This window comes from Amycolatopsis sp. WQ 127309 (assembly GCF_023023025.1).
Lineage (GTDB): Bacteria > Actinomycetota > Actinomycetes > Mycobacteriales > Pseudonocardiaceae > Amycolatopsis.
In genome coordinates, this window is record NZ_CP095481.1 from 2,549,702 (window position 1) to 2,572,255 (window position 22,554).

The following is a 22,554-nucleotide window of genomic DNA, read 5'->3' on the forward strand; positions in this document are numbered from 1 at the left end:
CCAGTGGCGGTCGCCCATTCGAGTGACCTAGCCCACAAACTGGTGAAGGTGTAACGCCGCGCAAATCCGCGTCGATACCCCCTACGACCCCGTGATGCTGGCGGACCCCCGACCTGGCAGCATCACGGGGTTTCCCATTTTCCCCGAAACTTCTTGCCCGGGCCGCCTGATGGCGTAATCATTGACTCCGTCAACGACTTTGTTGAGGTGGTCAATGAACGACACTGAGCTGGCCGAACGGGTCGCCGCGGTCCGCGCCTTCAACCGGCTGTACACCGGCGTCATCGGTGTCCTGGACGAAGGCCCGGCCGACGCCGAGTACTCCCTCCCCGAAGCCCGGGTGCTCTTCGAGCTGACCCAGCGCGACCCGCTGGCCGTCACCGACCTGCGGAAACGCCTCGACCTCGACGCCGGGTACGCCAGCAGGCTGCTCGCCCGCCTCGAGGGCCGCGGCCTGATCACCCGCGAACGGTCCGACGAGGACGCCCGCCGTCAGCTCGTCCGGCCGACCGCCGCCGGCCGGGACGCCTTCGCGCTGCTCAACCGCCGGTCCACCGAACAGATCGGTGGCCTGCTCCGGCGCTTCGCCGACGAAGACCAGCGGCGCATGCTGGCCGCGATGCGCACGATCGGCGACGTCGTCGGCGAGCGCCGGCGCGACCCGGCGCTCGTCCTCCGCCCGCCACGACCGGGCGACCTCGGCTGGGTGGTGCAGCGGCACGGCGCGCTGTACGCCCGCGAGTACGGCTTCGACAACCGGTTCGAAGGGCTGGTCGCCCGCATCGTCGCGGACTTCGCCGTGCACGACGACACGCGCCAGGGCTTCTGGATCGCGGAGCTCGACGGCGAGCGCGTCGGCAGCATCGGCTGCGCCCGCGGCTCCGACGCGGACACCGCGAAGCTGCGGTTACTGCTGCTGGAGCCGTCGGCCCGGGGTCGCGGCGTCGGCAAGCGGCTGGTGACCGAGTGCGTCGAGTTCGCCAGGGCCCACGGCTACCGCGTGATGGAGCTGTCGACGGTGTCCATCCTCGACGCTGCCCGGGCGCTCTACCGCGCGGCCGGGTTCGAACTCGTCGAAGAAGCGGATTTCGACGGCTGGGGTCCGAAGCTGACCGAGGAGATCTGGCGCCGGGAGTTCTAACGCGGGACGCGGCCGAGCAAGTAGAACTCCGGGTTCGGCCGCAACGCCGTCAGGTGCGCGAGCCGGTTCGACATCGCGAACAACGCCGTGATCGCGCCGACGTCCCAGATCTCGTCGTCGGTCAGCCCTGCGTCGCGCGCGGCTTCGAGGTCGCCTTCGCCGAACAGCGCCGAGTCCTGGGCCAGCGCGAGCGCCAGGTCGACGATCGCGCGGCCGCGTTCGTCCAGTTCCACCTGCCACGGGTTGCTCGACACGCGGTCGGCGAGCTCCGGGTCCTTGGCGCGGATGCGCAGGATCGCGCCGTGCGCGACGACGCAGTAGGTGCAGTGGTTGGCGCCCGACGTCGCGACGACGACCAGCTCGCGCTCGGCCTTGCTGAGCCCGTCGGAGCGTTCCATCAGCGCGTCGTGGTAGTCGAGGAACGCGCGCAGTTCGGCCGGCCGGTGGCCGAGCGCACGGAAGATGTTCGGCGTGAACCCGGACTTCTCCGCGATCACGCCGACGCGCTCGCGCAAGTCGTCGGGCAGGTCTTCGAGTTCCGTCACCGGGAACCGGCTCACCGCGTCGCTCATACACTCCACGCTAGTCATGGTTGGCTGTCCCCGTGACGGACTACGTCGACGGGTACTGCGAACGGGTCGCGCCCGGGCTCTGGGGAGAACCCTTCAACAGTCTCAGCAATCTCGCGTTCCTCCTCGCCGCCGTGCTCGTGTGGCGGCTGGCCGCGGGGGATCGCGCCGGGCGTCTGCTCGCTGTGTTGATCGGGCTGGTTTTCGCGGCCAGCACGGCGTTTCACCTGATCGCGACGCGCTGGGCCGGCGTCGCGGATTCGGTGAGCATTCTCGTTTTCGTGCTGGTGTACGTCGTGGTGTTCGCGCGCGTCTTCTACGGCTGGCGCCTGGCGTGGCTTGCCGCACCCGCGTTCCTCGTGCTCACCGTCGTCACGGCGTTGCTCGGGGGCGGGCTCTACCTCTCCGCGCTCATCGCGTTCGGCGTCTTCGTCGCGCTTCTCGCCTTCTCGCGCGACGCCTCCTGGACGCACTTCGCTGTGGCGGGTGCGATTTTCGCGCTGTCACTGAGCTTGCGCACGCTCGACCGGGACGTCTGCGACTACGTCCCGGCCGGCACGCACTTCCTCTGGCACCTGCTCAACGGCGTGGTGCTCTACCTCGTTTCCCGCGCGGTGATCAGCCGGCGCACCGCTCAGTGAGCAGCGCCGATCGGGCGCAGGTTCTTGTCGTTCTCGTCGGCCAGGTAGTCCGCGGGGTTGGTGTCGTCGGTGCCGTTGAACACCTTCATCTGCCGCGCGATCACCGTGACGATCGCGGCGACCACCAGGTTGGCGATCAACGCGACGAAGCCGACGTAGATCTGCACCAGCGAGCCCGAGAACGGGTGCCAGCCGAAGATCGACAAGTTGCCGAGCGACAGCGCCGAACCGCCGAAGTGGAGCTTTCCGTTGGCCGGGTTGGGGATGCCGTACAGCATGATCAGGCCCCAGCCGATGCCGACGACCCAGCCCGCGATCAGGCCCCAGCGGTGGAACCAGCGCGTGTACAGCGCGAGCGCGACCGCCGGCAGCGTCTGCAGGATCAGCACGCCGCCGATGAGCTGCAGGTCGATCGAGAACTGCGGGTCGATCAGGATGATCACCGCGACCGCACCCAGCTTCACGACCAGCGAAGCGAGCTTCGCCTGCTTCGCTTCTTCCTGCGGGGTCGCGTTCTTGCGGATGTACTCCTTGTAGATGTTGCGCGTCCACAGGTTCGCCGCGGCGATCGACATGATCGCGGCCGGCACCAGCGCGCCGATGCCGATCGCGGCGAACGCGATGCCGGCGAACCACGACGAGAACTGGTTGTCGAACAGCACCGGGACGATCGTGTTGCCGTCCGGCTTGCCGGTCGCCGCGTTCGTCAGCGGCTTGACACCCGCCGTGATCGCGACGTACCCGAGCAGCGCCAGCAGGCCCAGCACCAGCGAGTACGCCGGCAGCGCGACCATGTTCTTCTTGATGACGCTGCGGCCGCGCGAGGCCAGCACGCTGGTCAGCGAGTGCGGGTAGAGGAACAGCGCGAGCGCCGAACCCAGGGCCAGCGTCGCGTACTGCAGCTGGTTGTTCGCGTTCAGCAGGATCGACCCGGCCGGCTTGCCGGTGGCCGGGTTCGGCGTGCCGAGCTTCGCCGCCGCCGTGTCGAAGATGTGCGACCAGCCGCCCAGCTTCGAGGGCAGGTAGATGATCGCCACGAGGATGACGATGTAGATCAGGATGTCCTTGACGAACGCGATCAGCGCGGGCGCCCGCAGGCCGGACTGGTAGGTGTAGACCGCCAGGATGATGAAGGCGATCAGCAGCGGCAGGTGCCCGACGATGCCGGAGCCGTTGATGCCCATCGTCCGCAGCACGGCTTCGAGACCGACCAGCTGCAGCGCGATGTACGGCATGGTCGCGACGATGCCGGTGATGGCGATCAGCAGCGCGAGGATCGGCGAGCCGAAGCGGCCGCGCACGAAGTCGGCCGGGGTGACGTAGCCGCGGACCCGCGACACCGACCACATCCGCAGGGCCGGGAGCAGGACGATCGGGTAGACGACGATCGTGTACGGCAGCGCGTAGAGGCCGAGCGCGCCGGCGCTGAACACCAGCGCGGGCACCGCGACGAACGTGTACGCCGTGTAGAGGTCGCCGCCGAGCAGGAACCAGGTGACCCACGAGCCGAACTTGCGGCCGCCGAGGCCCCACTCGTCCAGGTGGTCCAGCCCGCCGCCGCGCTGCCAGCGCGCGGCCATGAACCCGAGCACGGTGACCAGCAGGAACAGGATCGTGAAGATGATCAGTTCCGGCCACTGCAGGTTGCTCATCGAGCGTCCCCCTCGTCCAGGTCGTCGACGCTCAGCTTGTCCGGGGCGTCACCGGCCGGCTTCTCCCGCGTCATCAGGTAGACGATCCACGTGCTGAGGACCCCGACCGCGACGAAGAGGAACTGGAACCAGTAGAAGAACGGCATCCCGAACAGCCGCGGACCGTCCATGTTGAACAGTGGCGTGACCAGGACCAGCAGCGGGACGATCAAGAGCAGGTACCACGGGTTGAAGGGCTTCCCGCGCACCTTCCCGTCGTCGTGCTTCACAGTCGACATCGGACCTCACCTAACACTCCCGTAACCGACCGCCTGACCTTAGAACCTGGCTGACGGGACGTCACGTCTGTCCGATATCGATTTGATCGCCGCGTACCGCGTTGCCGGCCAACACCCCGACCAACGTCGGTTGCCCCGTCGTTACCCGCCCTATATCAATAGCGCGACTCCACTTGAAGAAAATCCAAAGGGGCAACCGTATGACACGACTCCGCTACGCGGTGGTGATCCCGGCGATCGCCGGCACCCTGCTGGCCGGGTTCACGCCTGCGTTCGCAGGTCAGGAGGCCGCGGCGGCCAAGCTGCCGCGGAACTCCACGAACATCCCGGTGCAGTACGCGAACCAGAAGCTGGACTGGCACAAGTGCGCCGTCCCCGCCGAGCTGCCGACGGCCCCGCCCGCGGGCGCCGAGGACATGGAGTGCGCGACCTACAAGACGCCGCGCAACTGGTACCAGGCGAACGCCCAGATCGACCTGACCATCGCCGTCAGCCGCCTGAAGGCGACCGGCGACGCGACGGCCAGCGTCGTCACCAACCCCGGCGGCCCGGGCGCGCCCGGCCGGAACTTCCCGGCGCGGCTGCGCAACCAGCCGAAGCTGCGGGAGCACCAGGAGATCGTCGGGTTCGACCCGCGCGGCACCGGCAAGAGCACGAACATCACGTGCGGCGGCGCCATCGGCACCGGCTCGGACCTGGACCCGCGTGACCGCGACCGCGCGAACCTGAACCTGATCCTGCAGGCGACGAAGTACGCCGCGCAGTCGTGCCAGGTGAAGTCCGGTGAGCTCGGCCCGCTGATCAACACCGACCAGACGGTCAAGGACATCGACCTGCTGCGCGTGCTGCTCGGCCGCGACAAGATCAACTGGGTCGGCTACTCCGCGGGCACCTGGATGGGCGCGCACTACGCCCAGGCCTACCCCGCGCGCACCGGCCGGTTCGTGCTCGACTCCTCGACGGAGTTCACGACGACCTGGCAGAAGTCGTTCGACTGGCAGCCGCTCGGCTTCGAGCGCCGCTTCCGGTCCGACTTCCTCCCGTGGGTGGCGAAGTACGACAAGCTCTACCACTTCGGCACCACCGGCGAGGCGGCCCGCCAGACCTACGAGCAGGTCCGCTACGCCCTGACCCAGGGCGCGGTCACCCTGCCCGACGGTTCGAGCGTGTCGGCCAACGGCCTGGACGCCTTCATCGCGTCGCAGATCTACTCGAAGCGCGCGTTCCCGGCGCTGGCCGACTACCTGGTCAGCGTCCGCACGCTGACCCAGGGCACCGCTTCGGCGCAGTCGAAGTCGTCGGCCGCGCAGAAGGTCAAGGTCGCGGACAAGAGCACCACGACGCTCGGCCCGCAGCCGCTGATGGTCCCGAGCGACGGCGACTCGTACGACGCCAGCTTCTGGAGCATCCCCTGCAACGAGGGTCCGTGGACCGGCACGACGAACAGTGCCATCAAGGACTCGCAGAAGCTGATCGACAAGCAGCAGCCGCTGCTGGGCGCCGGCTGGTTCATCCAGCCGTGCCTGTTCTGGAAGAAGACCCCGGCGCCGCTGCCCGTGCTGGACGGCAAGGGTGTCCCGCCGGTGCTGATCGTCGAGTCGGAGCACGACCCGGCGACGCCGATCGAGGGCGCGCGCCGCGCGCACAAGGCGTTCGCGGGTTCGCGGATGCTGACGATCACCGGCGAGGGTGACCACGGGATCTACGCCGGCGGCAACGCGGGTGTGGACAAGGTCGTGGAGGCCTACCTGGTCGACGGTGTTGTGCCGAACGACCAGAGCCTGCCCGGTGTGGCACTGCCGGTGCCTCCGGGCGCCTGACGCCACAAGGTGTTGTGGAAGCCCCGTCGAACTCCGGTTCGGCGGGGCTTTTCCACACCTGTGCACAGAGTTGTCCACAGGCAGTGGATAACTACTGGTATTAGAATTGGTTTCATGGTGCGAGTACCGCTGACGGAGGAAGAGCGCGAGCGAGGCGAACGCCTCGGTCAGGCGCTGCGGACGGCGCGGGCCGGCCGGAGCATGGTCGACGTCGCGGGGGAAGCCGGGATCTCGGTCGAGACGCTCCGCAAGATCGAGACCGGCCGAATCCCGACACCGGCGTTCTTCACGGTCACGGCCATCGCGGACGCCGTCGGCCTGCCGCTGGACGAGCTGCGCGCGACCGTCGCACCGGCCGCGTCACCACCGCTTTCGCAGGCCAGCTAGGCCTTGGTCACGAGGCGCGTAGCTGCGTCAGGATGTGGTCGCGGTCGTTGAGGAACGCGCAGCCCGCTACCGGCAGGTCGTAGCTGTTCAGCAGCTTCTCGAAGTCCGACAGCTCGTCGGCCGAGAACTTCAGGTCGACCTTTGCCGCGTGTGCGGCCAGGACGTCCGCCAGCTCTTCCCACTCGCCTGACCAGAGCAGCGTGCGGTAGTGCGTGAAGTCCTCGGGGGAGAGCCGGTCGCCGAGCATCGTGAGGACGCTGTCGGCGAAGAAGCTGATGCGGTTCTCCTTGAGGTCGGCGACCGTCGGGTTCGCCGGGTCGCGGGCCGCGTCCGGGTTGCGGGTCACGCCGGGGCCCGCCACCGGGTAGGCCGTGTGCACGTAGCCGTTCTCCTCGACCAGCACGACGATGTGCACGTTGAACCGCTCGCCGGCACACCGCCACCGGCCGTTCCGCTGCTGCCGCCGGGCCTCGCTCGGGTCGTTCGCGACGTCCTTCACCACCGAGATGATGTGCTCGTCGTTCCAGCCCGGCGGGAACTCGCTGGTCGCCCGGCGCCCCACCCCTGACGCGTGTCCGCCACCCATGACTGCTCCATTCGTCGCATCGAGGGTAGGTCAGATGGCCGCGGAAAGCAGCACGATCCCGATAACCTGCAGGTCGAGCCCGCGGAATAGCTGGCGGACGAGGTTCGCGGGCATCGGGCCCATCGGGGTGTCCACGAACGCCGGGTTGCCGTAGTCGACGGCCTTGCGGGTGACCGTGCGCAGGATCGACAGCACCGACAGCGGCACCGCGAGCCACGCCGGCCCGGCGAACGACGTCCCGGCCGCCAGCGTGACGCCGTACAGCACCACCGCCCACAGCAGGCCGACGCCGGCGAGCACCAGGCCGTTCGCCAGCACCAGGTCGCGGTCCGGGGAGCCCAGCCAGCGGCGACGCCCCGGGTTGCGCCACAGCTCGCCGAGCCCGGCGCTGAACGGCGTCAACGCGAGGTACGCGCCGAGGCCGACGAGGACCGGGCCCGGCAGCGTCGGCAGCGCGATGTGCGCGACCACGATCGCGAAGCCGACCAGCACGGCCGCGCCCGCGTACTTGGTCCGGCCGGCGGTTTCCGCCACGGCCAGCCGCAGCGGCGTCGGGCGGCGCACCGAGATCCGCCCGACCGGCGCCGACGGCGGGAGCAGCATCATCGGGTCGAGGAAGGTGACGGCGACCGAGCGCAGCACCCGGCCCTCCCAGCCGGCGAGCAGCGCCGACCGGCCCGCGCGCGTCACCGGCTCGCCGCCGAACGCCAGCGGCAGGGCCGCGACGACCACGCCGGCCGCGACGAACTCCACCGCGGCGGCGCCGAGGTGGAACGCCGCGATCGCCAGCCCGAGCACCGCCAGCACCAGCGGGCCGGCCGCGTCGAACCACACGCCGTCCGCCGCGCGGTCACGTACGCGATCACGGCGGTCGCCGCGACGACGGCGATCCCCGCGCGCCACTCGCCGAGCCCGCCGCCGCCGACGGCGAGCAGCAGCGCGGCCAGGTAACCGGTCACCGCCACGACGCCGGTCCACGCGCCGAGCAGCCGCAGCGCGACGACGCGGCCGCGGTCGACCGGCGCGAAGTCCAGCCAGGTCAGTTCGGCCGGCTCGACCCAGGCGAACCCGCGGCGCAGCAGGCCGCGCCAGCCGACCGCGCAGCACAGCGTCAGCAAGCCGAGGACGGCCGGGAAGTCCACTCGCGACGAGCCGTAGACCGCCGGGCGCCAGCCGTCGACGTGGAAGAACGCCGTGAAGAGGAACCCGAAGCCGAACAGGAAGACGAACGACGCCGTGTCGCCGCTGAAGATCCCGCCGAACCGCTTGCGGCCCGGGATCTTCATCCGCCGCGGCGCCAACGTCACCACAGTTCGAGCACGCTGTCCGCGGCCTCCAGCAGCGGCGGGTGGTGGGTGGCCACCACGACCGCCGCGCCGGCCGCCGTCGACCGGGCGATCACCTCGACCAGCCACTCCTTGCCCGCGGTGTCCAGCGCGCGCTCCGGCTCGTCGAGCAGCAGGACGCGGTGCGGCCGGGCGGTGACGCCGAGCAGCAGCAACCGACGGCGCTGGCCGGCGGAGAAGTGCCCGGACGTGACGTGCATGCGTTCACCGAGGCCCGCGTCGCGCAGCAGGTCCTGGTGGTCGCCGAGGTCGGCGCCGAAGGTGCCGGAGAGCAGGTCGAGGTGCTGCAACGGGGTCAGCTCGGCGAAGAAGTCGGAGTCGTCGAACAGCACCGACACCTTCCGCCGGAACTCGACGTCCCGCTCGTCGGGCAGCTTGCCGTCCACCAGCACGCGGCCCCGCTGCGGCCGCTGCATGCCGTAGAAGCAGCGCATCAACGTCGACTTGCCGACACCGTTCGGCCCGACGATCGCGGCGACCTCACCGGCGTCGACGCTGAAGTCGAGGTCGTCGAACAGCCAGATGTCGCCGGCGCGGACGCCGATCCCCTTCGCGTCGATCATCGGAGCGCTTCGAGGACCGGGGCGAACTGGGCCATGTCGTGCTCCAGGACGGTGTAGTAGGTCAGCCCGAACCGCTCGCGGTGCGCGTGGAGCTGCTCGGCGACCTCGGCGGGGGAGCCGACCAGCGCGGTCGGGACTTCGGCGAGCTGCCCGGCGCTCAGCACGCCGTGCGTCAGCTTCGCGAGGTCCTCCAGCGCGCCCGCGCGGTCTTCGGTGATCTTCACGAAGTGGCAGAGCAGGTTGAACTCCGCTTCCCGGTCGCCGAGCTTCGACCGGACGAACTCGACGCGCTCCCCGATGTCCTCGGCGCTCGCCGGGACCAGCGCGCCGGCGTCCGGCGACTTGGCCGTGCCGGTGAAGCCGATGATGTCGGCGTGCTCGGCGGCGAGGGTCAGGATCCGGTCGCCGCGGCCGCCGAGCAGCAGCGGCGGTCCTTCCGGACGCGCCGGCGCGGGCTTGTGCTCCGGGTCGGCGTACGCCCGCTTGAGCTCGAGGATCGTGCGTTCGAGGTGGTCGACGCGCTCGCGGGCGGACGGGAACGGCAGCCCGGCGGCCTCGAACTCCTCCTTGACGTACCCCGCGCCGAGCCCCAGCTCCAGGCGGCCGTCGGTGAACCGGTCGGTGCCCGTGACGTCGCGGGCGAGCAGCACCGGGTTGTAGAACGGCGTGTTGAGCACGTAGGTGTTGAGCTTGACGCGCGAAGTGACCTCGCCGGCGAGCACGAGCGCCGGGAACGGCGGCGCCATCCCGAGGTGGTCGGCCGCGGACACGACGTCGAAGCCGAAGTCCTCGGCCTGGCGGCACTTCCCGACCCACGCGGCGCGACTGTCCGGCACGACCATGTTCACGCCGAAGCGGAAGTCCCCAGTCATAGGGACACGGTACTCAGCGGAGCTTTTCGATCACCGGGGCCAGCCTGGTCAGGTCGTCCTCGATCACCGTGAAGTAGCTGATGCCGAGCGTCTCCCGCGTGCGCCGCAGCTGCTCGGCCGCCGCTTCCGCCGAGCCGATGAGGACGGTCGGCAGCTCGCCCAGCTCGTCGGCACCGAGGTGCGGCACGAGCCGGTGGGCCTCTTCGAGCGCCGTCTGCCGGTCGTCGGTGATCCGGACGAGGTGGACCATCAGGTTGAGCTCGGTGTCACGACCGCCGAGCGCCCGCTTCACGAAGTCGACGCGCTCGGCGACCGCGGCGGGACCGGCCAGGGCCAGCCGTCCCTCGGCCGCGCCGGGCGCGGTGCCGGTGAAGGCGATGGTGTCGGCGTGCTCGGCGGCGAACTCCAGCATCCGGTCGCCGCGGCCGCCGAGCAGCAGCGGCGGCCGGGGGCGACCCGCGTACGCGCGCTCGATCCCGGCGACCACCCGCTTCAGCCGCGCGAACCGCTGCCCGGGCGTGCCCCACTCGATCCCGGCGGCCTCGAACTCCGCGCGGACGTACCCCGCGCCGATCCCGATCTCGAGGCGGCCGCCGGTGAACTCGTCGAGCCCGGTGAGGTCACGGGCCAGCAGCACGGGGTTGTGGAAGCTCGCGTTGAGCACGTAGGTGTTCAGCTTGACGCGCTCGGTCGCTTCGGCCGCCAGCAGCAGCGCCGGCACCGGCGCGACCCGCCCGAGGTGGTCGACCACGCCGACGACGTCGTAGCCGAGGTCCTCGGCCTGGCGGCACTTCGCCACCCACCCGGCCCGCGAGCCGGGCGCTACCAGTGCCACACCGAAGCGGAACGGTCTCATGGGCCCGAACCTACAAGAAGGGGACGTCCACACGGGACGTCCCCTTCTCGGTGGAGAGACTCAGGCGAGGCGCTGGGCCAGCGCGTCGAGCTCGTCACGCAGCGACGTCGGCACGGTGTCGCCGATCTTGTCGAACCACTCCTCGATCAGCGGCAGCTCCGCGCGCCACTCCTCGGGCTTGACGTCGAGGGCGGCCTGGATGTCCTCGAGCGGCTCGGTGAGGCCCTCGGTGTCGAGGTCCTCGGCGCGGGGCACGAAGCCGACCGGCGTCTCGACGGCGTTGCCCTTGCCCTCGACGCGCTCGACGACCCACTTCAGGATGCGCGAGTTCTCGCCGAAGCCCGGCCACAGGAAGCGGCCGTCGTCGCCGCGGCGGAACCAGTTGACGTAGAAGATCTTCGGCAGCTTGTTCGCGTCGGCGTTCTTGCCCAGCGTCAGCCAGTGCTTGAAGTAGTCGGCGGCGTGGTAGCCGAGGAACGGCAGCATGGCCATCGGGTCGCGGCGCACGTTGCCGACCGCGCCGGCGGCCGCGGCCGTCGTCTCCGAGGACATGGTGGCGCCCATGAACACGCCGTGCTGCCAGTCGCGGGCCTCGTTGACCAGCGGCACCGTGGTCTTGCGGCGGCCGCCGAACAGGATCGCCGAGATCGGCACGCCCTTCGGGTCGTCCCACTCGTCGGCGAGGATCGGGCACTGCGACATCGGCGTGCAGTAGCGCGAGTTCGGGTGCGCGGCCTTCTCGCTCGACTCCGGCGTCCACTCCTGGCCCTTCCAGGAGGTGGCGTGCTCGGGCTGGTTCTCCATGCCCTCCCACCAGATGTCGCCGTCGTCGGTCAGGGCGACGTTCGTGAAGACCGTGTTGCCCTGCTCGATGGTGCGCATGGCGTTCGGGTTGGTGTGCCAGTCGGTGCCCGGCGCGACGCCGAAGAAGCCGAACTCCGGGTTGACCGCGTAGAGGCGGCCGTCTTCGCCGAAGCGCATCCAGGCGATGTCGTCACCGAGGGTCTCGGCGCGCCAGCCCGGGATGGTCGGCTGCAGCATGGCGAGGTTGGTCTTGCCGCAGGCGCTGGGGAACGCCGCCGCGACGTAGTGGACCTTGTCCTCGGGGGAGATCAGCTTGAGGATCAGCATGTGCTCGGCGAGCCAGCCCTCGTCGCGCGCCATCACCGAAGCGATGCGCAGCGAGTAGCACTTCTTGCCGAGCAGCGAGTTGCCGCCGTATCCCGAGCCGTAGCTCCAGATCGCGCGCTCCTCCGGGAAGTGCGAAATGTACTTCGTTTCGTTGCACGGCCAGGAAGAGTCCTTCTGGCCGGGCTCGAGCGGCGCGCCGACGGAGTGCAGCGCGGGCACGAATTCGCGCTCGCTGCCGTCCGGCCCGACGAACTTGTCGAGGGCGGCGCGGCCGGCGCGGGTCATCACGCGCATCGAGGCGACAACGTAGGCGAAATCGGTGATTTCGATACCCAGCTTGGGATTCTCGTCGGCGAGCGGGCCCATGCAGAAGGGGATGACGTACATCGTGCGGCCGCGCATCGAGCCCCGGAAGAGCTCGGTCATGGTGGCCTTCATCTCGGCCGGGTCGGTCCAGTTGTTGGTGGGACCGGCGTCCTCGGGACGCTCCGAACAGATGAAGGTCCGGTCCTCGACGCGGGCGACGTCGTTGGGGTCGGAGGTGGCCCAGAAGGAGTTCGGCTTCGACTTGAGCTGCACGAACGTGCCGGCTTCGACGAGCTCCTGGTTGATCCGGGCGGCTTCTTCGTCAGACCCGTCGACCCACACCACGCGGTCCGGGGTGGTCAGTTCGGCGACCTCCCGGACGAAGGACAGCACGCCGGTGTGCGTCGTCGGCGCGGTGTCCAGTCCGGGGATGGCGACTGCGGTCATCTCTGCTCCTGACTTCCGACGACAAAATGAGCCCGCTCGGAACGGCTGTGTTCCGGAGCGGGCTGCGTTGCCGGCGACCGAATGGCTTCGCACACCGGCTGGCGAAGCCGGTGTGCGTTTTTTGGGATTCCCCGAGAGTAGCCGCATGACCGGCAGGTAACCGAGAGCTGACGTGTACGTTCTCTCACAAGAACGATAAGGGAATCGATTCAGACGTCACCGGATCGGTGCATTCGCAGTAAATCTTGCGGTGCGCGGTGTCACACCCGTGACCTGCTTGTTTTCATTTGCGACATGAAAAAAGCCCGGCACGGGTGCGCCGGGCTTTCAAACTGTGACCTGGGTAACGTTTCAGTTGGGCGAGATCCACTGCCCGGTGCCGGAGTCGATGTGCGCGACGCCCTCGAGCGTCTGCGTGCCGGCGCCGCCCCACTCGGCGTCGCCCGCGGGGTCGCCGATCTGCTGGTCGCCGCCCGAATCGAGCAGTCCACTGGAGACCTCGGTCCACTGGCCGGGGCCGCTGTGCTCGAACGTCGTGGACGTGCCGTCGGCGTCGACCTGCACCGCGATGTCCGCTTCGCCGTCGCCGTCCTTGTCGGTGAAGGCGATGGTGCCGCCGCTCTTCGTCTCGACGACGGCGGTGTCGTTGTGTCCGTCGTGGTCGGTGTCGATGGTCGCCGCCCCCGCGTCGACCTCACCGTCCGGCATGTCCGCGTGGATGTGGCCGCCGGAGCTGTCCTCGTGGCCGGTGCCGGAGTCGGAGTCGTCGTGGCCCCCGCCCTCCGACTGGATCCACTCGCCGCTGGCCTCGTCGTAGACGGCCTGCTCGACGACGTGTCCCGTCTCGTCGAGGACGGCGTACTGGTCGGCCTGGCCGTCGTGGTTCGTGTCGATGAAGGCCTGGGCCGTGCCGTCGTCGTGTTCGACGATCGCGGTGTCGTTGACGCCGTCGTCGTTCACGTCGTAGTTGACCTCGGCCTGGTACTCCTGGCCGTCGACGTGCACGGTCATCGCCTCGGCACCATTGGCGTCGGTGTCGCTGCCGCCACTCTCGTCGACCCACATGGGACTTCCCCCTTCGAACCGGGTAACGCCGTTTTCCGACCTGCTGTCTGAGGGTATGACTCACCGTAGGCCGGTTCGGTTCCCCACCACAACCGGACGCGCGCTCAGGCCGGCTTGTCCCGCAATGCCCGGATCCGGGTCAGGAACGCTTCCGCCCGGTCACGGCCGTCGCTGACCTCTTTCAGCCGCTTCGAGACGATCGCGATCTTCTTCGCCCGTTCCTGGGCGCCCATCTTGATCGTCTTGTCGACTTCCTTCAGCTCGGCCTCGATCGCGTCGATGCGCCGGCCGAGGGCCTCGTCCAGGGCCATCGACAGCTGCTGCTCGGCCTCGATGAGCTGCTCGGCGACGAGCTGATCGAGCGTCGAGCGGGCGTCCGCGATGGCTTCGACGAGCCACTGCTTCAGGTGCTGCTTGTCGGCCGCGTGCTTGCGCGTGCGGGCCATCCACCAGCCCGCGCCGAGGCCGATGATGATCGTCACCGGCAGCACCACCGGGTTGAGGATCGCGACGCCGGCCAGCGGCAGCGCGGCCACCTTGCCCGCCCCGACGCCGCCCGAGATGCCCATGAAGACGAGCAGTTTGTCCTCGGCCGTCGGCGGTTTCTTGTCCGGCGGGCGCAGCACGACCGGCGGGCCGCCGGCGCGCGCGAACTGCGCGCGGATGACGTCCAGCTCCTCCGGCGAGAACAGCTCCGACAGCGAGACGTTCGTGACCTGGTTGAGCCGCTGGGAAAGCAGCATCGAGATCCGCTGCGACGTCGTCTGCAGCGCGATGTCGACCTGCTGCGGCAACGCGGTCAGCTCGTCGCGCTTCGCGGCGTCGATCAGCTGCCGGAAGTGGGTCTGCGCGTCCCGCATCTGACGGCTGCTCTCGTGCAGCACCTCGACGCGGGTGCGCTGCACCTCGCCCCGCAGCTTCAGCTGCCAGCCGCGGGTCGACGTCCGGCGTTCGGCCTGCAGCTGGTCACGGCGTTCGCGCAGCTGCTCGGCCTCGGCCTCGCCCGCCGACAGCGCCCGGCTCTCGGCCTGCAGCTTCGCCTTGAGCACGGCGAGCGCGCTGGACAGCGCACGCAGCGTGTTGGCCTCGCCGAGCATCGCCGAGCGGCCGACCAGCAGTTCCTGCAACGCCGTCTGGACGCTCGCGATGCCGGACTTCTCCCGCAGCATCGCGGCCAGCTGTTCGTTGGGCGCCTTCGCGGCCGTCTCGAACATCCGCGGCGACACCGCGTGGAACACGGCGTCGGCGAAGCGGGGGGCGTGCTCGGCCAGCAGCTGCCGGTCGGCCGCCAGCACCTCGCGCCAGCCGCGGAACATGTCCACCTTGGTCAGCGCGAACACCACGGTTTCGACGCGCTCGCCGACGTCGCGCAGGAACTGCAGCTCGGTCGAGGTGAACGGCGCCGACGCGTCGACGACGAACAGCAGCGCCGTCGCGCCCGCGGCGGCCTCCTTGGCCAGCTCGCCGTGCATCGAGTCGAGCCCGCCGACGCCGGGGGTGTCGACCAGCGAAAGCCGTTCGAGCAGCGGTACCGGGCCGGTGACCTCGACGTAGCGCGGCGGGATCTGGCCCGGCGGCAGCTCGTGCGCGGCCGACACCCAGTTGATCAGCTGGCCGAGGTCGATCGGCACCGGCGCCAGCTGGCCGGGGTAGCAGGCCTGCGCACCCCAGGTCTCCGCGTGGTCGAACACGAGGTAGGTGGCGGTGGCGACGTCGGCGTCCACAGGGGACAGTCCCGGTCGCGCGAGCAGGGCGTTGACCAGGGAGCTCTTGCCGCGGTTCGTCTCGCCGACGACCACGACGGCCGGCTTCTTCGGCCGCGCCTTCCGGATGTCGTCGACCCACCTGGCGGCGTCGGGATCGGCGTCGCGGACGACGGTCAGCAGCTGGTCACGGGCCGCCTGGACCTGCGCGGGCAGGCTCGGCGCGGTGGGTGCGCTCACGGGGTCTTCTTCGCGTAGACGATGACGATCGGGGCGCGCAGCAGGCGGTCGTGGTCGGCGAAGCCGGTGACCTCGGTTTCCGCGACGACGCCGTCCAGCGCCGGGTCCTCGGTCGGCAGCGCACCGCCGGCTTCGTGCCGGGCCGGGTCGAACCGCTCGCCGTCGGGCCGCAGGGCCTGAACGCCGATCGCGGCCAGCCCTTCTTCGAGCCGTTCGACGACGCCGCCGCTGCGGGCGCGATCCAGTGCGTACAAGCACATCTGGATCAGCGCTTCGCGATCCGCGAGTGCGCGCTCCAGGCCGACAGGGGAGGTGATGACCGGCTGCAAGGGGTGCACATCGGTGTCCGACGCCGGCGTCGCGCCGTCGGTTCCCTTCTCCGCGTCAGCCTCTTCGATGATCTGCGCGATGCTCAGCGCCGGGATCTGGCCGGTGGGCGTCTCGTCGGCATCCACCACGCCGTCCTTCCGAAACCACGCCACCCGCACCACCCCGTCCGGCTCACCGCAGATTCCACCAGTTTGGGGCACTCAGACGCCATCCGGGGGCGAAACGGCCGGAACCGGGCGAAGGAACCGGATCAAGATCGTCCGGAGGATCGCGAGTTCGGCCGCGACGTCGACGTCGGGGTCGAACGCCGCCCGCGTGATCAGCGCGTCGGCGAGGGCCGCGACCCAGCCCGCCGCGGCGGGCGGCGGGACGCCGGGGTCGATCAGCCCGGCGGCCACGGCCCGCTCGATCAAGACGGCGAGACCGTCGGCCAGCGCGCGTTCGTTGCGCCGGATCAGCGCGGCGAACTCGTCGTCGCGCGCGGCCTGCGCGGCGGCCTCGAGCACCAGCCGGGCGATGGCGGGGTGCGCGACCTCGGCGGCCAGCGCGAGCGCGACGTCGAGCAGCGCGGTCCACGGGTCGGCCGCCTCGGCCGCCGCGGCGAGCCGTTCGGCCGTGTCGCGGGCGTCCTCCTCGAAGATCGCCGTGAACACCGCGCGCTTGGTGGGGAAGTAGTGGAAGAGGCTGCCGGAGCTGATGCCCGCGGCGCGGCAGATGTCCGCGGTCGTCGTCCGCTCCAGGCCTTTCTCGGCGAAGCACCCGGCGGCGGCGTCGACGATCGCCCGGCGCTTGGCCGCGTGCTTCGCGGGGTCGACCGTCCTCATCGCTCGGCCGGCGGTTCGTCGAGCCAGGGGTAGCCGTGTTCGGCGAACGCCCTGGCCAGCTCGGGCGCGCCGAGGTCGGTCTTCTCCCGGGCGATCTCCCGGCCGTCGACGGTGTGCAGGACGAGCTCCTTGCCGTCGAGGTAGACGGCGTCCAGCTCGGCTTCGATGCGCCGCGTCTTCTCGCCGCGGACCAGCGTGACGCGGGCCGGCGACACCGTGACGACCAGCCGGTCGTGCGCCCAGATCACCGCGAACGCGAACCCGAGCACCAGGCCGCCGGCGACGGCGGCGAGCGTCGCCCACGGCTGCGGCAGCTTCGTGAGCACCTTGAACACGCCCTGGAACGGGAAGGCCGGCAGGCCGGTGACCCACGCGGCGATGGCCCACACCCCGACGCCCAGCGCGGCGCCGGCCAGCGGGCAGCCGACCCAGGACCCGGTGCGCAGCCACGACGGCTCGTCGACGGTCGTCTCCATGCCGTTCATTATCAGACCGCGCGCTCGGTTTATGAAAGCCGGGGGTCAGACCAGCTCGTTGATGACCTCGCGGAGCTTGGCCTCCAGCCCCGGGCCGTCCTCGGCGAACCGGGACGAGACCAGCAGCTGGTCGTCGGCCGTGCGCAGGCAGATCGAGCCGGCCACGGAGATCTCGATGACGTTCAGCCGGAACGGGTAAGCACGCCGCCCCAGCCGCACCTCGGCCTCCCGCACGAGCTGACCGAGCCGCTCGCCGGCGACGATCTGGCGCCGGTAGAAGCCGGGCGCCCACGGGGTCGTGCCCGACGGCTCGCCCGCACCGCGCAGCGCCGGGCCGCGCGCGTTGGCGAAATGCCGGGACGCGGCCGGGGCGAAGTACTCGATCGCCTGGCGCATCGCCGAATCGTGGGCCAGCGCGGGCCGGCCGTAGCGGTTGCGCGGGCTGCGCGGGTCCGGGTCCACCCGGCCGCGCAGGAACGCGAGGAGGTCGTTCCACCAGTCCGCCCACTGCTCCTGGACGGCGGCGCGGTCGATCTCCGGCGGGACGTGCACCGGGACTTGCGGCTCCACCGGCGGCAGGACCTGTCCTTCGGAAACGGACAGCGCCAAGGCGTCACGGATGTACAGCGCGACGTCGATCTCGGTCTCGCTGCTCCACCCCGCTCGCCAGGATGTCGTGTTCTCCAGCTGCACGTTTTCCAGAGTACGCGGAAAAGCCGCTTCTCCAGGAGAAGTCGGCAACGTGAAACAAGCGTCAGGCCTGTGGCTCGCGCACCTGCTGCCAGATCAGGAAATATGCACGGTGCACCACGTGCGCAACGCGGCTCTGCGCGGGTGTCGCGCCGAACGACGCGAAGGACCGCCACCAGCCCGCGCGCTCCAGCGCGTGCGCGGCCAGCTCCGGCCGGGGTGCGCCCGGCTTGCCGAGCTGGGCGCCGATGTCGGCGTTGCTGCCCACCCGCAGCACCTCTTCGGAGAGGTCTTCGGGCATGTCGACGGCGCCGGAGGCGACCAGCGTCAGCGCTTCGAGCAGCCGCAGCTGGTGGGCCTCGGGCTTGGCGAGCAGCACCTCGATGGCGTCGTGCACGCGCTGGCGCTCGGCCGGGTCGCCGGAGGCGTGCGCGAGTGCGGTGACCGACGCGAGCGCCGCGGCCGCCTTGATCCCGTCGGCGCGGGCGGCGAACACGATCGACAGCCGCTGCCGCACGGCTTCGAGGCCCGACGCGTCCAGCAGGGACCGCCGCAACGCGCCCGCCGTGATCTCCGGTTCCTTGCGGATGACGTCGACGGCGTGCGAGACGCCGAACAGGTCGAGCTTCTCCAGCAGGCGCAGCCGGGTGCCGGCCGGGACGTCGCACTCCCAGCTGGTGAAGATGTCGGCCGAGATCAGCATGGTCTGCAGGACGTCGTCGTCGAGGTCGGCCAGCGCCCGCAGCGCCTCGGCGTCGGCGGAGGTGAAGCCGCCCGACTCGGCGGACTCCGCGATCAGCCCGATCACCGGCAGCACGTCGGCGACGCGCGGCTTGAGCGTCGAGGCCTGCTTCTCCGAGAGGATCGTCGCGGCCTTCCAGATGTCGCCGTCGGAACCCTCGACCGACTCGGGCGCGATGGTGTCGGCCTTGTTCAGCACGGCGATGGCGTTGACCGGGCCGGCCTCGCGGCTCGCGGTGGCCGCGGTGAACGCGGCGAGCGCCTGCTGGTCGTCGGCGCGGACGCCCTGGGTGACGACGTAGAGGACGGCCTCGGCGCCGGCGACGGCGTTGCGCGAGGTGTCGTCGAGGTCGTCGGAGCCCTCTTCGTCGTCGTCTTTGCGGTGCTTCGCGGCGCCGAGGAGCAGCTCGGTACGCGACACCGACGCGGCGTCGAGCGAGCCGAGGCCGGGGGTGTCGATCACCGTCATGCCCTGCAGGACGGCGTTGGTCAGGTAGGCCTCGATGTGCGAGACCTTGGTGATGTCGACGCCCAGCTCGGCCGGGATCATCCCGTCCGAGGCGAACGGGAGCACCTGCTTGCGGCCGTCGGTGAAGACGATCTCGACGCGGTCCACCGTGCCGTACTGGAAGCGGGTCACCAGCCGGGTGCACTCGCCGATGTCGGTCGGCGCCACCCGGCGCCCGATCAGGGCGTTGACCAGCGTCGACTTGCCTGACTTGATCCGCCCGGCGACGGCCACCTGCAGCGGCGCGCCGAGCCGGCGCAGCACCTCGGCGAACCCGGCCGACGTCCGCGCGGACACCTGCGACTGCAGGCGGTGGCACAGGTTGGCCACGGACATCGACAGCGGACCGGCGAGCCGGCCCTGCTCCGGTGACGTCACGGCCCCCAGCCCTCCCGTCGTACGGACAACCCCGGGAATCGTCCCATGCGCCTCATCCCTGGGTCGCACCGAAGGTGGTACCGGCGACCGACGCGGGATCCGCGGGCCGGGACCTAGTGTTGCCTGGTGCGACGGCTGAGTCTGTGGATGCGTGCCCACCCCATGGCGGGCGACTCGGTGCTGGCCGTCCTGCTCGGCCTGTTCGACCTGATGCTCTTCGTCGCCGACGGCTTCGCCGAGGTGCCCGAACTGCCGCCCTGGTACGTCGGGATCCCAGTGATCGTCGCGATGGTGACGCCGCTGGTGTTCCGGCGGAAGTCGCCGCTGTGGTCGGCGTACGTCGTGCTGGTGATCAGCATCGTGCACGCGGCGCTGATGCTCGGCATCGGCAGCGCGGCCGGGCTGGCGATGAGCATCTACTCCGTCGTCGTCTACGCCGGACGGCGCCAAGGCGTGGTGTTCGTCGGCGCGGTCGTGGTCGCGTCGGCCGTCCAGCTGCTGATCGAGCAGTCCGGGGACATCCTCATCTCGGTGCTGTTCCTGGCGTTCGGCATCGCGCTGTGCTGGACGCTCGGCGAGTTCGTCGGGGCGCGCCGCGCCTACGACGTGGAAGTGGAGGCGAGGTTGCACCTGCTCGAAACCGAACGCGACCAGGCCACCCGGATCGCGGTGGCCGAGGAACGCGGCCGCATCGCGCGCGAGCTGCACGACGTCGTCGCGCACGCGGTCAGCGTGATGGTGGTGCAGGCCGACGGCGCCTCGTACGCGATCCGCAGCAACCCCGAGCTCGCCCAGCGGGCCCTCCAGACGATTTCCGAGACCGGCCGCGGCGCGCTCGGCGAGCTGCGCGCGCTGCTCGACGTCCTGCGCAACGACCGCGCCGAAGGCGAGCCGCGGGTCCCGCAGCCGGACGCGCACGCCATCGCCGACCTGGCCGAGCGGATGCGCGCGGCGGGCGTGCCGGTGACGCTGGAGACCGACGAGCTCGGCGACCTGCCCGCCGGCGTGTCGCTCGCGGCGTACCGGATCGTGCAGGAGTCGCTGACCAACACGCTCAAGCACGCCGGACGCGGCGCGACCGCGTCCGTGCGGCTGCACCGGACCGGCGACCTGGTCGAGGTCCTGGTGTCGGACGACGGCGCCGGCCGCCTCCCGCAGCTGATCCCCGCGGGCCGCGCCACGCCCCGGCTGGCCGTCCCGGGTGGCAACGGGCTGATCGGCATGCGCGAACGCGCCCACGTCTACGGCGGGACGCTCGAAGTCGGCCCGGCACCGGGTGGTGGGTGGCAGGTCCGCGCGGCGCTGCCGGTTAGGTTGGCGCAGTGATCCGTGTGGTGGTCGTCGACGACCAGGAACTGATGCGCGTCGGGTTCCGGATGGTGCTGGGCGCGCAGGAGGACATCGACGTCGTCGGCGAGGCCGGCGACGGCGCCCAGGCCATCCGGCTGGCCGAACAGCTGCGCCCCGACGTCGTGCTGATGGACGTCCGGATGCCGGTGCTCGACGGCGTCGAGGCGACGAAGAAGATCGTCGCCGACGGCACCGCGCGGGTGCTCGTGATGACGACGTTCGACCTCGACGAATACGTCTACGCGGCGCTGCAGGGCGGGGCGAGCGGGTTCCTGCTGAAGGACACCCAGCCCGACCACCTGGTCTCGGCGTTGCGGGCGGTGGCTTCAGGCGACGCCGTCGTCTCACCGTCGGTGACGCGCCGGCTGCTGGACCGCTTCGTCGGCGCCGGCGGCACGCCGATGCGCGACACGGCCGAGCTGGACGTGCTCACCGACCGCGAGCGCGAGGTGCTCGTGCTGATCGCCAAGGGCATGTCGAACCTGGAGATCGCCGAGGCGCTGTTCCTCTCGGAGGCGACGGTGAAGACGCACGTCGGCCGGATCCTCGCGAAGCTGGACCTGCGCGACCGGGTGCAGGCAGTGGTGCTGGCCTACGAAACCGGCCTCGCCCGCCCCGGGCTCGCTTAGCTGAAGCCCGCACTTTCCCTATGAAAGATGCGTCCGGGGGCCCTGCGGACGCATCTTTCATAGGGAAAGTGCCGCTCGGACGGTCGCGACCACTCGCTTCGGATCGCCGTACAAGTCAGCTTTGGTGACGATCACGAAGCGCCAGCCCTCAGCCTCGATCGCAGCGCGGCGTTGCGCGTCGAGGCGCGGCTGGATGCCGTCGAGATGCCACTCGCCGTCGTATTCGACAGCCAGCTTCCGCGCGGGGAATGCCAGGTCAAGACGGCCGAGGAAGTCACCCGCTCCGGTGACGACGTCGACTTGGACCTCGGGCTTGAGCCCGGCGACGGTGAGCCACACCCGCAGCTCGGACTCGGGAAGGCTCTCCGAACGCGCGTCCGCCAGCGCGACCGCTTTCCTGGCTCGCACCATTCCGTTGTCACGGCGCGGCAGGAGGTAAAGGCGCAGCTCGGCCGGGTTCACCAGCCCGCTGCCGAGGAAGGCGTCGAGGTAGCCGACAGTTCGCGGGAGCGAACGATGGAGCTTGGTGTTCGTGGTGACGTCCAACGCCAGCCGAAGTGGCGTAGCGAGCTGGATGTCACCCCACGGCTCGCTGTCGATCATCCGGCTGGTCCGCCGGATGTGCAGTCCGGCCTGCCTGTTGAACTTCAGTTTCTCGGGCACGACGAATTCGACCAGGTCCTGCGGGCCGACCAGTTCAAGGCCACGGACAGCCGCTGCCGAGCACCCGGTCAGGACGGCGCCGCTCGGTGCAAACAGAGCCGCCGCCCGGCATCGCATCGAGTGCGTGACTTCAGTGGTCGAGGCGACGTAGACGTTCCGGAACAACCTGGTGAACGATGGAGACCTCAAGTCACACAACGTCAAGGCGTCTTCAGCGACGGCGTGGCTCCCGATGAAGGGCTCGGCGAAGTCGACCAGGTCTCTGCTGCGACGTTGGAACACCCACCAAACCTGCGTCACACCGCCGACAACGGACCCCGACGAAGATCAACTACGACCCACTTGTCCACATCCCCCGAGTT

General features: G+C 70.3%; 22 protein-coding genes and 1 pseudogene. 6 read left to right on the forward strand and 17 right to left on the reverse strand.

What is annotated here, in order from left to right; all coding sequences use genetic code 11:
- The first annotated feature begins 214 nt into the window (after positions 1-214).
- Positions 215-1,141, forward strand: a complete 927-nt coding sequence (locus MUY22_RS11660) for a bifunctional helix-turn-helix transcriptional regulator/GNAT family N-acetyltransferase (RefSeq protein ID WP_247059491.1) — start codon at positions 215-217, stop codon at positions 1,139-1,141.
- Here the strand turns inward: MUY22_RS11660 and MUY22_RS11665 are convergent.
- Positions 1,138-1,713: a peroxidase-related enzyme gene (locus tag MUY22_RS11665; RefSeq protein WP_247059492.1), complete on the reverse strand. Its 576-nt coding sequence runs from the start codon at positions 1,711-1,713 to the stop codon at positions 1,138-1,140. The two genes, MUY22_RS11660 and MUY22_RS11665, sit on opposite strands and share 4 nt — an antisense overlap.
- 32 nt (positions 1,714-1,745) lie before the next feature.
- Between MUY22_RS11665 and MUY22_RS11670 the strand changes: the two genes are divergently transcribed.
- Entirely contained in the window at positions 1,746-2,351 is a 606-nt protein-coding gene (locus tag MUY22_RS11670; RefSeq protein WP_247059494.1) for a hypothetical protein, read from the forward strand.
- Here the strand turns inward: MUY22_RS11670 and mctP are convergent.
- Both mctP and MUY22_RS11680 read right to left on the reverse strand, forming a co-directional pair.
- Positions 2,345-4,003, reverse strand: coding sequence for a monocarboxylate uptake permease MctP (gene mctP, locus MUY22_RS11675; protein WP_247059495.1), 1,659 nt, complete (start codon positions 4,001-4,003; stop codon positions 2,345-2,347). The two genes, MUY22_RS11670 and mctP, sit on opposite strands and share 7 nt — an antisense overlap.
- Positions 4,000-4,281, reverse strand: a complete 282-nt coding sequence (locus MUY22_RS11680) for a DUF3311 domain-containing protein (protein WP_247059496.1) — start codon at positions 4,279-4,281, stop codon at positions 4,000-4,002. Before MUY22_RS11680 ends, mctP begins: the two co-directional genes overlap by 4 nt.
- A gap of 200 nt (positions 4,282-4,481) precedes the next feature.
- Between MUY22_RS11680 and MUY22_RS11685 the strand changes: the two genes are divergently transcribed.
- Together MUY22_RS11685 and MUY22_RS11690 are read left to right on the forward strand one after the other, a co-directional pair.
- Complete coding sequence (locus tag MUY22_RS11685; protein ID WP_247059497.1) at positions 4,482-6,101, forward strand: alpha/beta hydrolase; 1,620 nt, start codon at positions 4,482-4,484, stop codon at positions 6,099-6,101.
- Between the two features lie 114 nt (positions 6,102-6,215).
- The gene (locus MUY22_RS11690) at positions 6,216-6,488 is read left to right on the forward strand and encodes a helix-turn-helix domain-containing protein (protein ID WP_247059498.1); all 273 of its coding nucleotides are present in this window, start codon (positions 6,216-6,218) and stop codon (positions 6,486-6,488) included.
- Between the two features lie 7 nt (positions 6,489-6,495).
- Here the strand turns inward: MUY22_RS11690 and MUY22_RS11695 are convergent, their stop codons facing one another.
- From MUY22_RS11695 to MUY22_RS11755, 13 genes and pseudogenes are all read right to left on the reverse strand, one after another.
- The gene (locus tag MUY22_RS11695) at positions 6,496-7,074 is read right to left on the reverse strand and encodes an EndoU domain-containing protein (RefSeq protein WP_247059499.1); all 579 of its coding nucleotides are present in this window, start codon (positions 7,072-7,074) and stop codon (positions 6,496-6,498) included.
- A 30-nt stretch (positions 7,075-7,104) separates the two neighbouring features.
- Positions 7,105-8,384: pseudogene (locus MUY22_RS11700) on the reverse strand (hypothetical protein).
- Entirely contained in the window at positions 8,378-8,983 is a 606-nt protein-coding gene (locus tag MUY22_RS11705; RefSeq protein ID WP_247059500.1) for an ATP-binding cassette domain-containing protein, read from the reverse strand. Before MUY22_RS11705 ends, MUY22_RS11700 begins: the two are co-directional and overlap by 7 nt.
- Positions 8,980-9,855: a TIGR03621 family F420-dependent LLM class oxidoreductase gene (locus tag MUY22_RS11710; RefSeq protein WP_247059501.1), complete on the reverse strand. Its 876-nt coding sequence runs from the start codon at positions 9,853-9,855 to the stop codon at positions 8,980-8,982. The genes MUY22_RS11705 and MUY22_RS11710 overlap by 4 nt, the downstream gene beginning before the upstream one ends.
- A gap of 13 nt (positions 9,856-9,868) precedes the next feature.
- Positions 9,869-10,711 (reverse strand): TIGR03621 family F420-dependent LLM class oxidoreductase, encoded by an 843-nt coding sequence (locus MUY22_RS11715; RefSeq protein ID WP_247059503.1) that lies wholly within the window; start codon positions 10,709-10,711, stop codon positions 9,869-9,871.
- A gap of 60 nt (positions 10,712-10,771) precedes the next feature.
- The gene (locus MUY22_RS11720) at positions 10,772-12,595 is read right to left on the reverse strand and encodes a phosphoenolpyruvate carboxykinase (GTP) (protein ID WP_247059504.1); all 1,824 of its coding nucleotides are present in this window, start codon (positions 12,593-12,595) and stop codon (positions 10,772-10,774) included.
- Between the two features lie 351 nt (positions 12,596-12,946).
- Complete coding sequence (locus MUY22_RS11725) at positions 12,947-13,660, reverse strand: hypothetical protein (RefSeq protein WP_247059505.1); 714 nt, start codon at positions 13,658-13,660, stop codon at positions 12,947-12,949.
- A gap of 104 nt (positions 13,661-13,764) precedes the next feature.
- Positions 13,765-15,603 carry a dynamin family protein gene (locus tag MUY22_RS11730; RefSeq protein WP_247059506.1) on the reverse strand — a complete coding sequence of 613 codons (1,839 nt, stop codon included), beginning with the start codon at positions 15,601-15,603 and terminating at the stop codon, positions 13,765-13,767.
- Positions 15,600-15,941, reverse strand: a complete 342-nt coding sequence (locus MUY22_RS11735) for a nucleotide exchange factor GrpE (protein WP_371827669.1) — start codon at positions 15,939-15,941, stop codon at positions 15,600-15,602. The genes MUY22_RS11730 and MUY22_RS11735 overlap by 4 nt, the downstream gene beginning before the upstream one ends.
- Positions 15,942-16,133: 192 nt before the next feature.
- Entirely contained in the window at positions 16,134-16,757 is a 624-nt protein-coding gene (locus tag MUY22_RS11740) for a TetR/AcrR family transcriptional regulator (protein ID WP_247059507.1), read from the reverse strand.
- Positions 16,754-17,233: a hypothetical protein gene (locus MUY22_RS11745; RefSeq protein ID WP_247059508.1), complete on the reverse strand. Its 480-nt coding sequence runs from the start codon at positions 17,231-17,233 to the stop codon at positions 16,754-16,756. The genes MUY22_RS11740 and MUY22_RS11745 overlap by 4 nt, the downstream gene beginning before the upstream one ends.
- Positions 17,234-17,278: 45 nt before the next feature.
- A complete protein-coding gene (locus tag MUY22_RS11750; protein WP_247059509.1) occupies positions 17,279-17,926 on the reverse strand; it encodes a hypothetical protein in 648 nt (215 codons plus the stop codon).
- 61 nt (positions 17,927-17,987) lie between these two features.
- Complete coding sequence (locus MUY22_RS11755; RefSeq protein ID WP_247063822.1) at positions 17,988-19,508, reverse strand: dynamin family protein; 1,521 nt, start codon at positions 19,506-19,508, stop codon at positions 17,988-17,990.
- Between the two features lie 204 nt (positions 19,509-19,712).
- Here MUY22_RS11755 and MUY22_RS11760 point away from each other — a divergent pair, with 204 nt between their 5' ends.
- Together MUY22_RS11760 and MUY22_RS11765 are read left to right on the forward strand one after the other, a co-directional pair.
- The gene (locus tag MUY22_RS11760) at positions 19,713-20,876 is read left to right on the forward strand and encodes a sensor histidine kinase (protein ID WP_247063825.1); all 1,164 of its coding nucleotides are present in this window, start codon (positions 19,713-19,715) and stop codon (positions 20,874-20,876) included.
- Complete coding sequence (locus MUY22_RS11765) at positions 20,873-21,529, forward strand: response regulator transcription factor (RefSeq protein ID WP_247059510.1); 657 nt, start codon at positions 20,873-20,875, stop codon at positions 21,527-21,529. The genes MUY22_RS11760 and MUY22_RS11765 overlap by 4 nt, the downstream gene beginning before the upstream one ends.
- Positions 21,530-21,586: 57 nt before the next feature.
- Here MUY22_RS11765 and MUY22_RS11770 read toward each other — a convergent pair whose 3' ends face one another.
- Positions 21,587-22,474, reverse strand: coding sequence for an endonuclease domain-containing protein (locus tag MUY22_RS11770; RefSeq protein ID WP_247059511.1), 888 nt, complete (start codon positions 22,472-22,474; stop codon positions 21,587-21,589).
- Positions 22,475-22,554: the final 80 nt, after the last annotated feature.

Bases quoted from the DNA above. Each gene is read 5' to 3' on its own strand.
- MUY22_RS11710 (WP_247059501.1), bottom strand. From the start codon at position 9,855: ATGACTGGGGACTTCCGCTTCGGCGTGAACATGGTCGTGCCGGACAGT.
- MUY22_RS11680 (WP_247059496.1), bottom strand. From the start codon at position 4,281: ATGTCGACTGTGAAGCACGACGACGGGAAGGTGCGCGGGAAGCCCTTC.
- MUY22_RS11725 (WP_247059505.1), bottom strand. From the start codon at position 13,660: ATGTGGGTCGACGAGAGTGGCGGCAGCGACACCGACGCCAATGGTGCC.
- mctP (WP_247059495.1), bottom strand. From the start codon at position 4,003: ATGAGCAACCTGCAGTGGCCGGAACTGATCATCTTCACGATCCTGTTC.
- MUY22_RS11690 (WP_247059498.1), top strand. From the start codon at position 6,216: ATGGTGCGAGTACCGCTGACGGAGGAAGAGCGCGAGCGAGGCGAACGC.
- MUY22_RS11660 (WP_247059491.1), top strand. From the start codon at position 215: ATGAACGACACTGAGCTGGCCGAACGGGTCGCCGCGGTCCGCGCCTTC.
- MUY22_RS11695 (WP_247059499.1), bottom strand. From the start codon at position 7,074: ATGGGTGGCGGACACGCGTCAGGGGTGGGGCGCCGGGCGACCAGCGAG.
- MUY22_RS11685 (WP_247059497.1), top strand. From the start codon at position 4,482: ATGACACGACTCCGCTACGCGGTGGTGATCCCGGCGATCGCCGGCACC.
- MUY22_RS11755 (WP_247063822.1), bottom strand. From the start codon at position 19,508: ATGTCCGTGGCCAACCTGTGCCACCGCCTGCAGTCGCAGGTGTCCGCG.
- MUY22_RS11760 (WP_247063825.1), top strand. From the start codon at position 19,713: ATGGCGGGCGACTCGGTGCTGGCCGTCCTGCTCGGCCTGTTCGACCTG.
- MUY22_RS11745 (WP_247059508.1), bottom strand. From the start codon at position 17,233: ATGGAGACGACCGTCGACGAGCCGTCGTGGCTGCGCACCGGGTCCTGG.
- MUY22_RS11705 (WP_247059500.1), bottom strand. From the start codon at position 8,983: ATGATCGACGCGAAGGGGATCGGCGTCCGCGCCGGCGACATCTGGCTG.
- MUY22_RS11720 (WP_247059504.1), bottom strand. From the start codon at position 12,595: ATGACCGCAGTCGCCATCCCCGGACTGGACACCGCGCCGACGACGCAC.
- MUY22_RS11715 (WP_247059503.1), bottom strand. From the start codon at position 10,711: ATGAGACCGTTCCGCTTCGGTGTGGCACTGGTAGCGCCCGGCTCGCGG.
- MUY22_RS11740 (WP_247059507.1), bottom strand. From the start codon at position 16,757: ATGAGGACGGTCGACCCCGCGAAGCACGCGGCCAAGCGCCGGGCGATC.
- MUY22_RS11665 (WP_247059492.1), bottom strand. From the start codon at position 1,713: ATGAGCGACGCGGTGAGCCGGTTCCCGGTGACGGAACTCGAAGACCTG.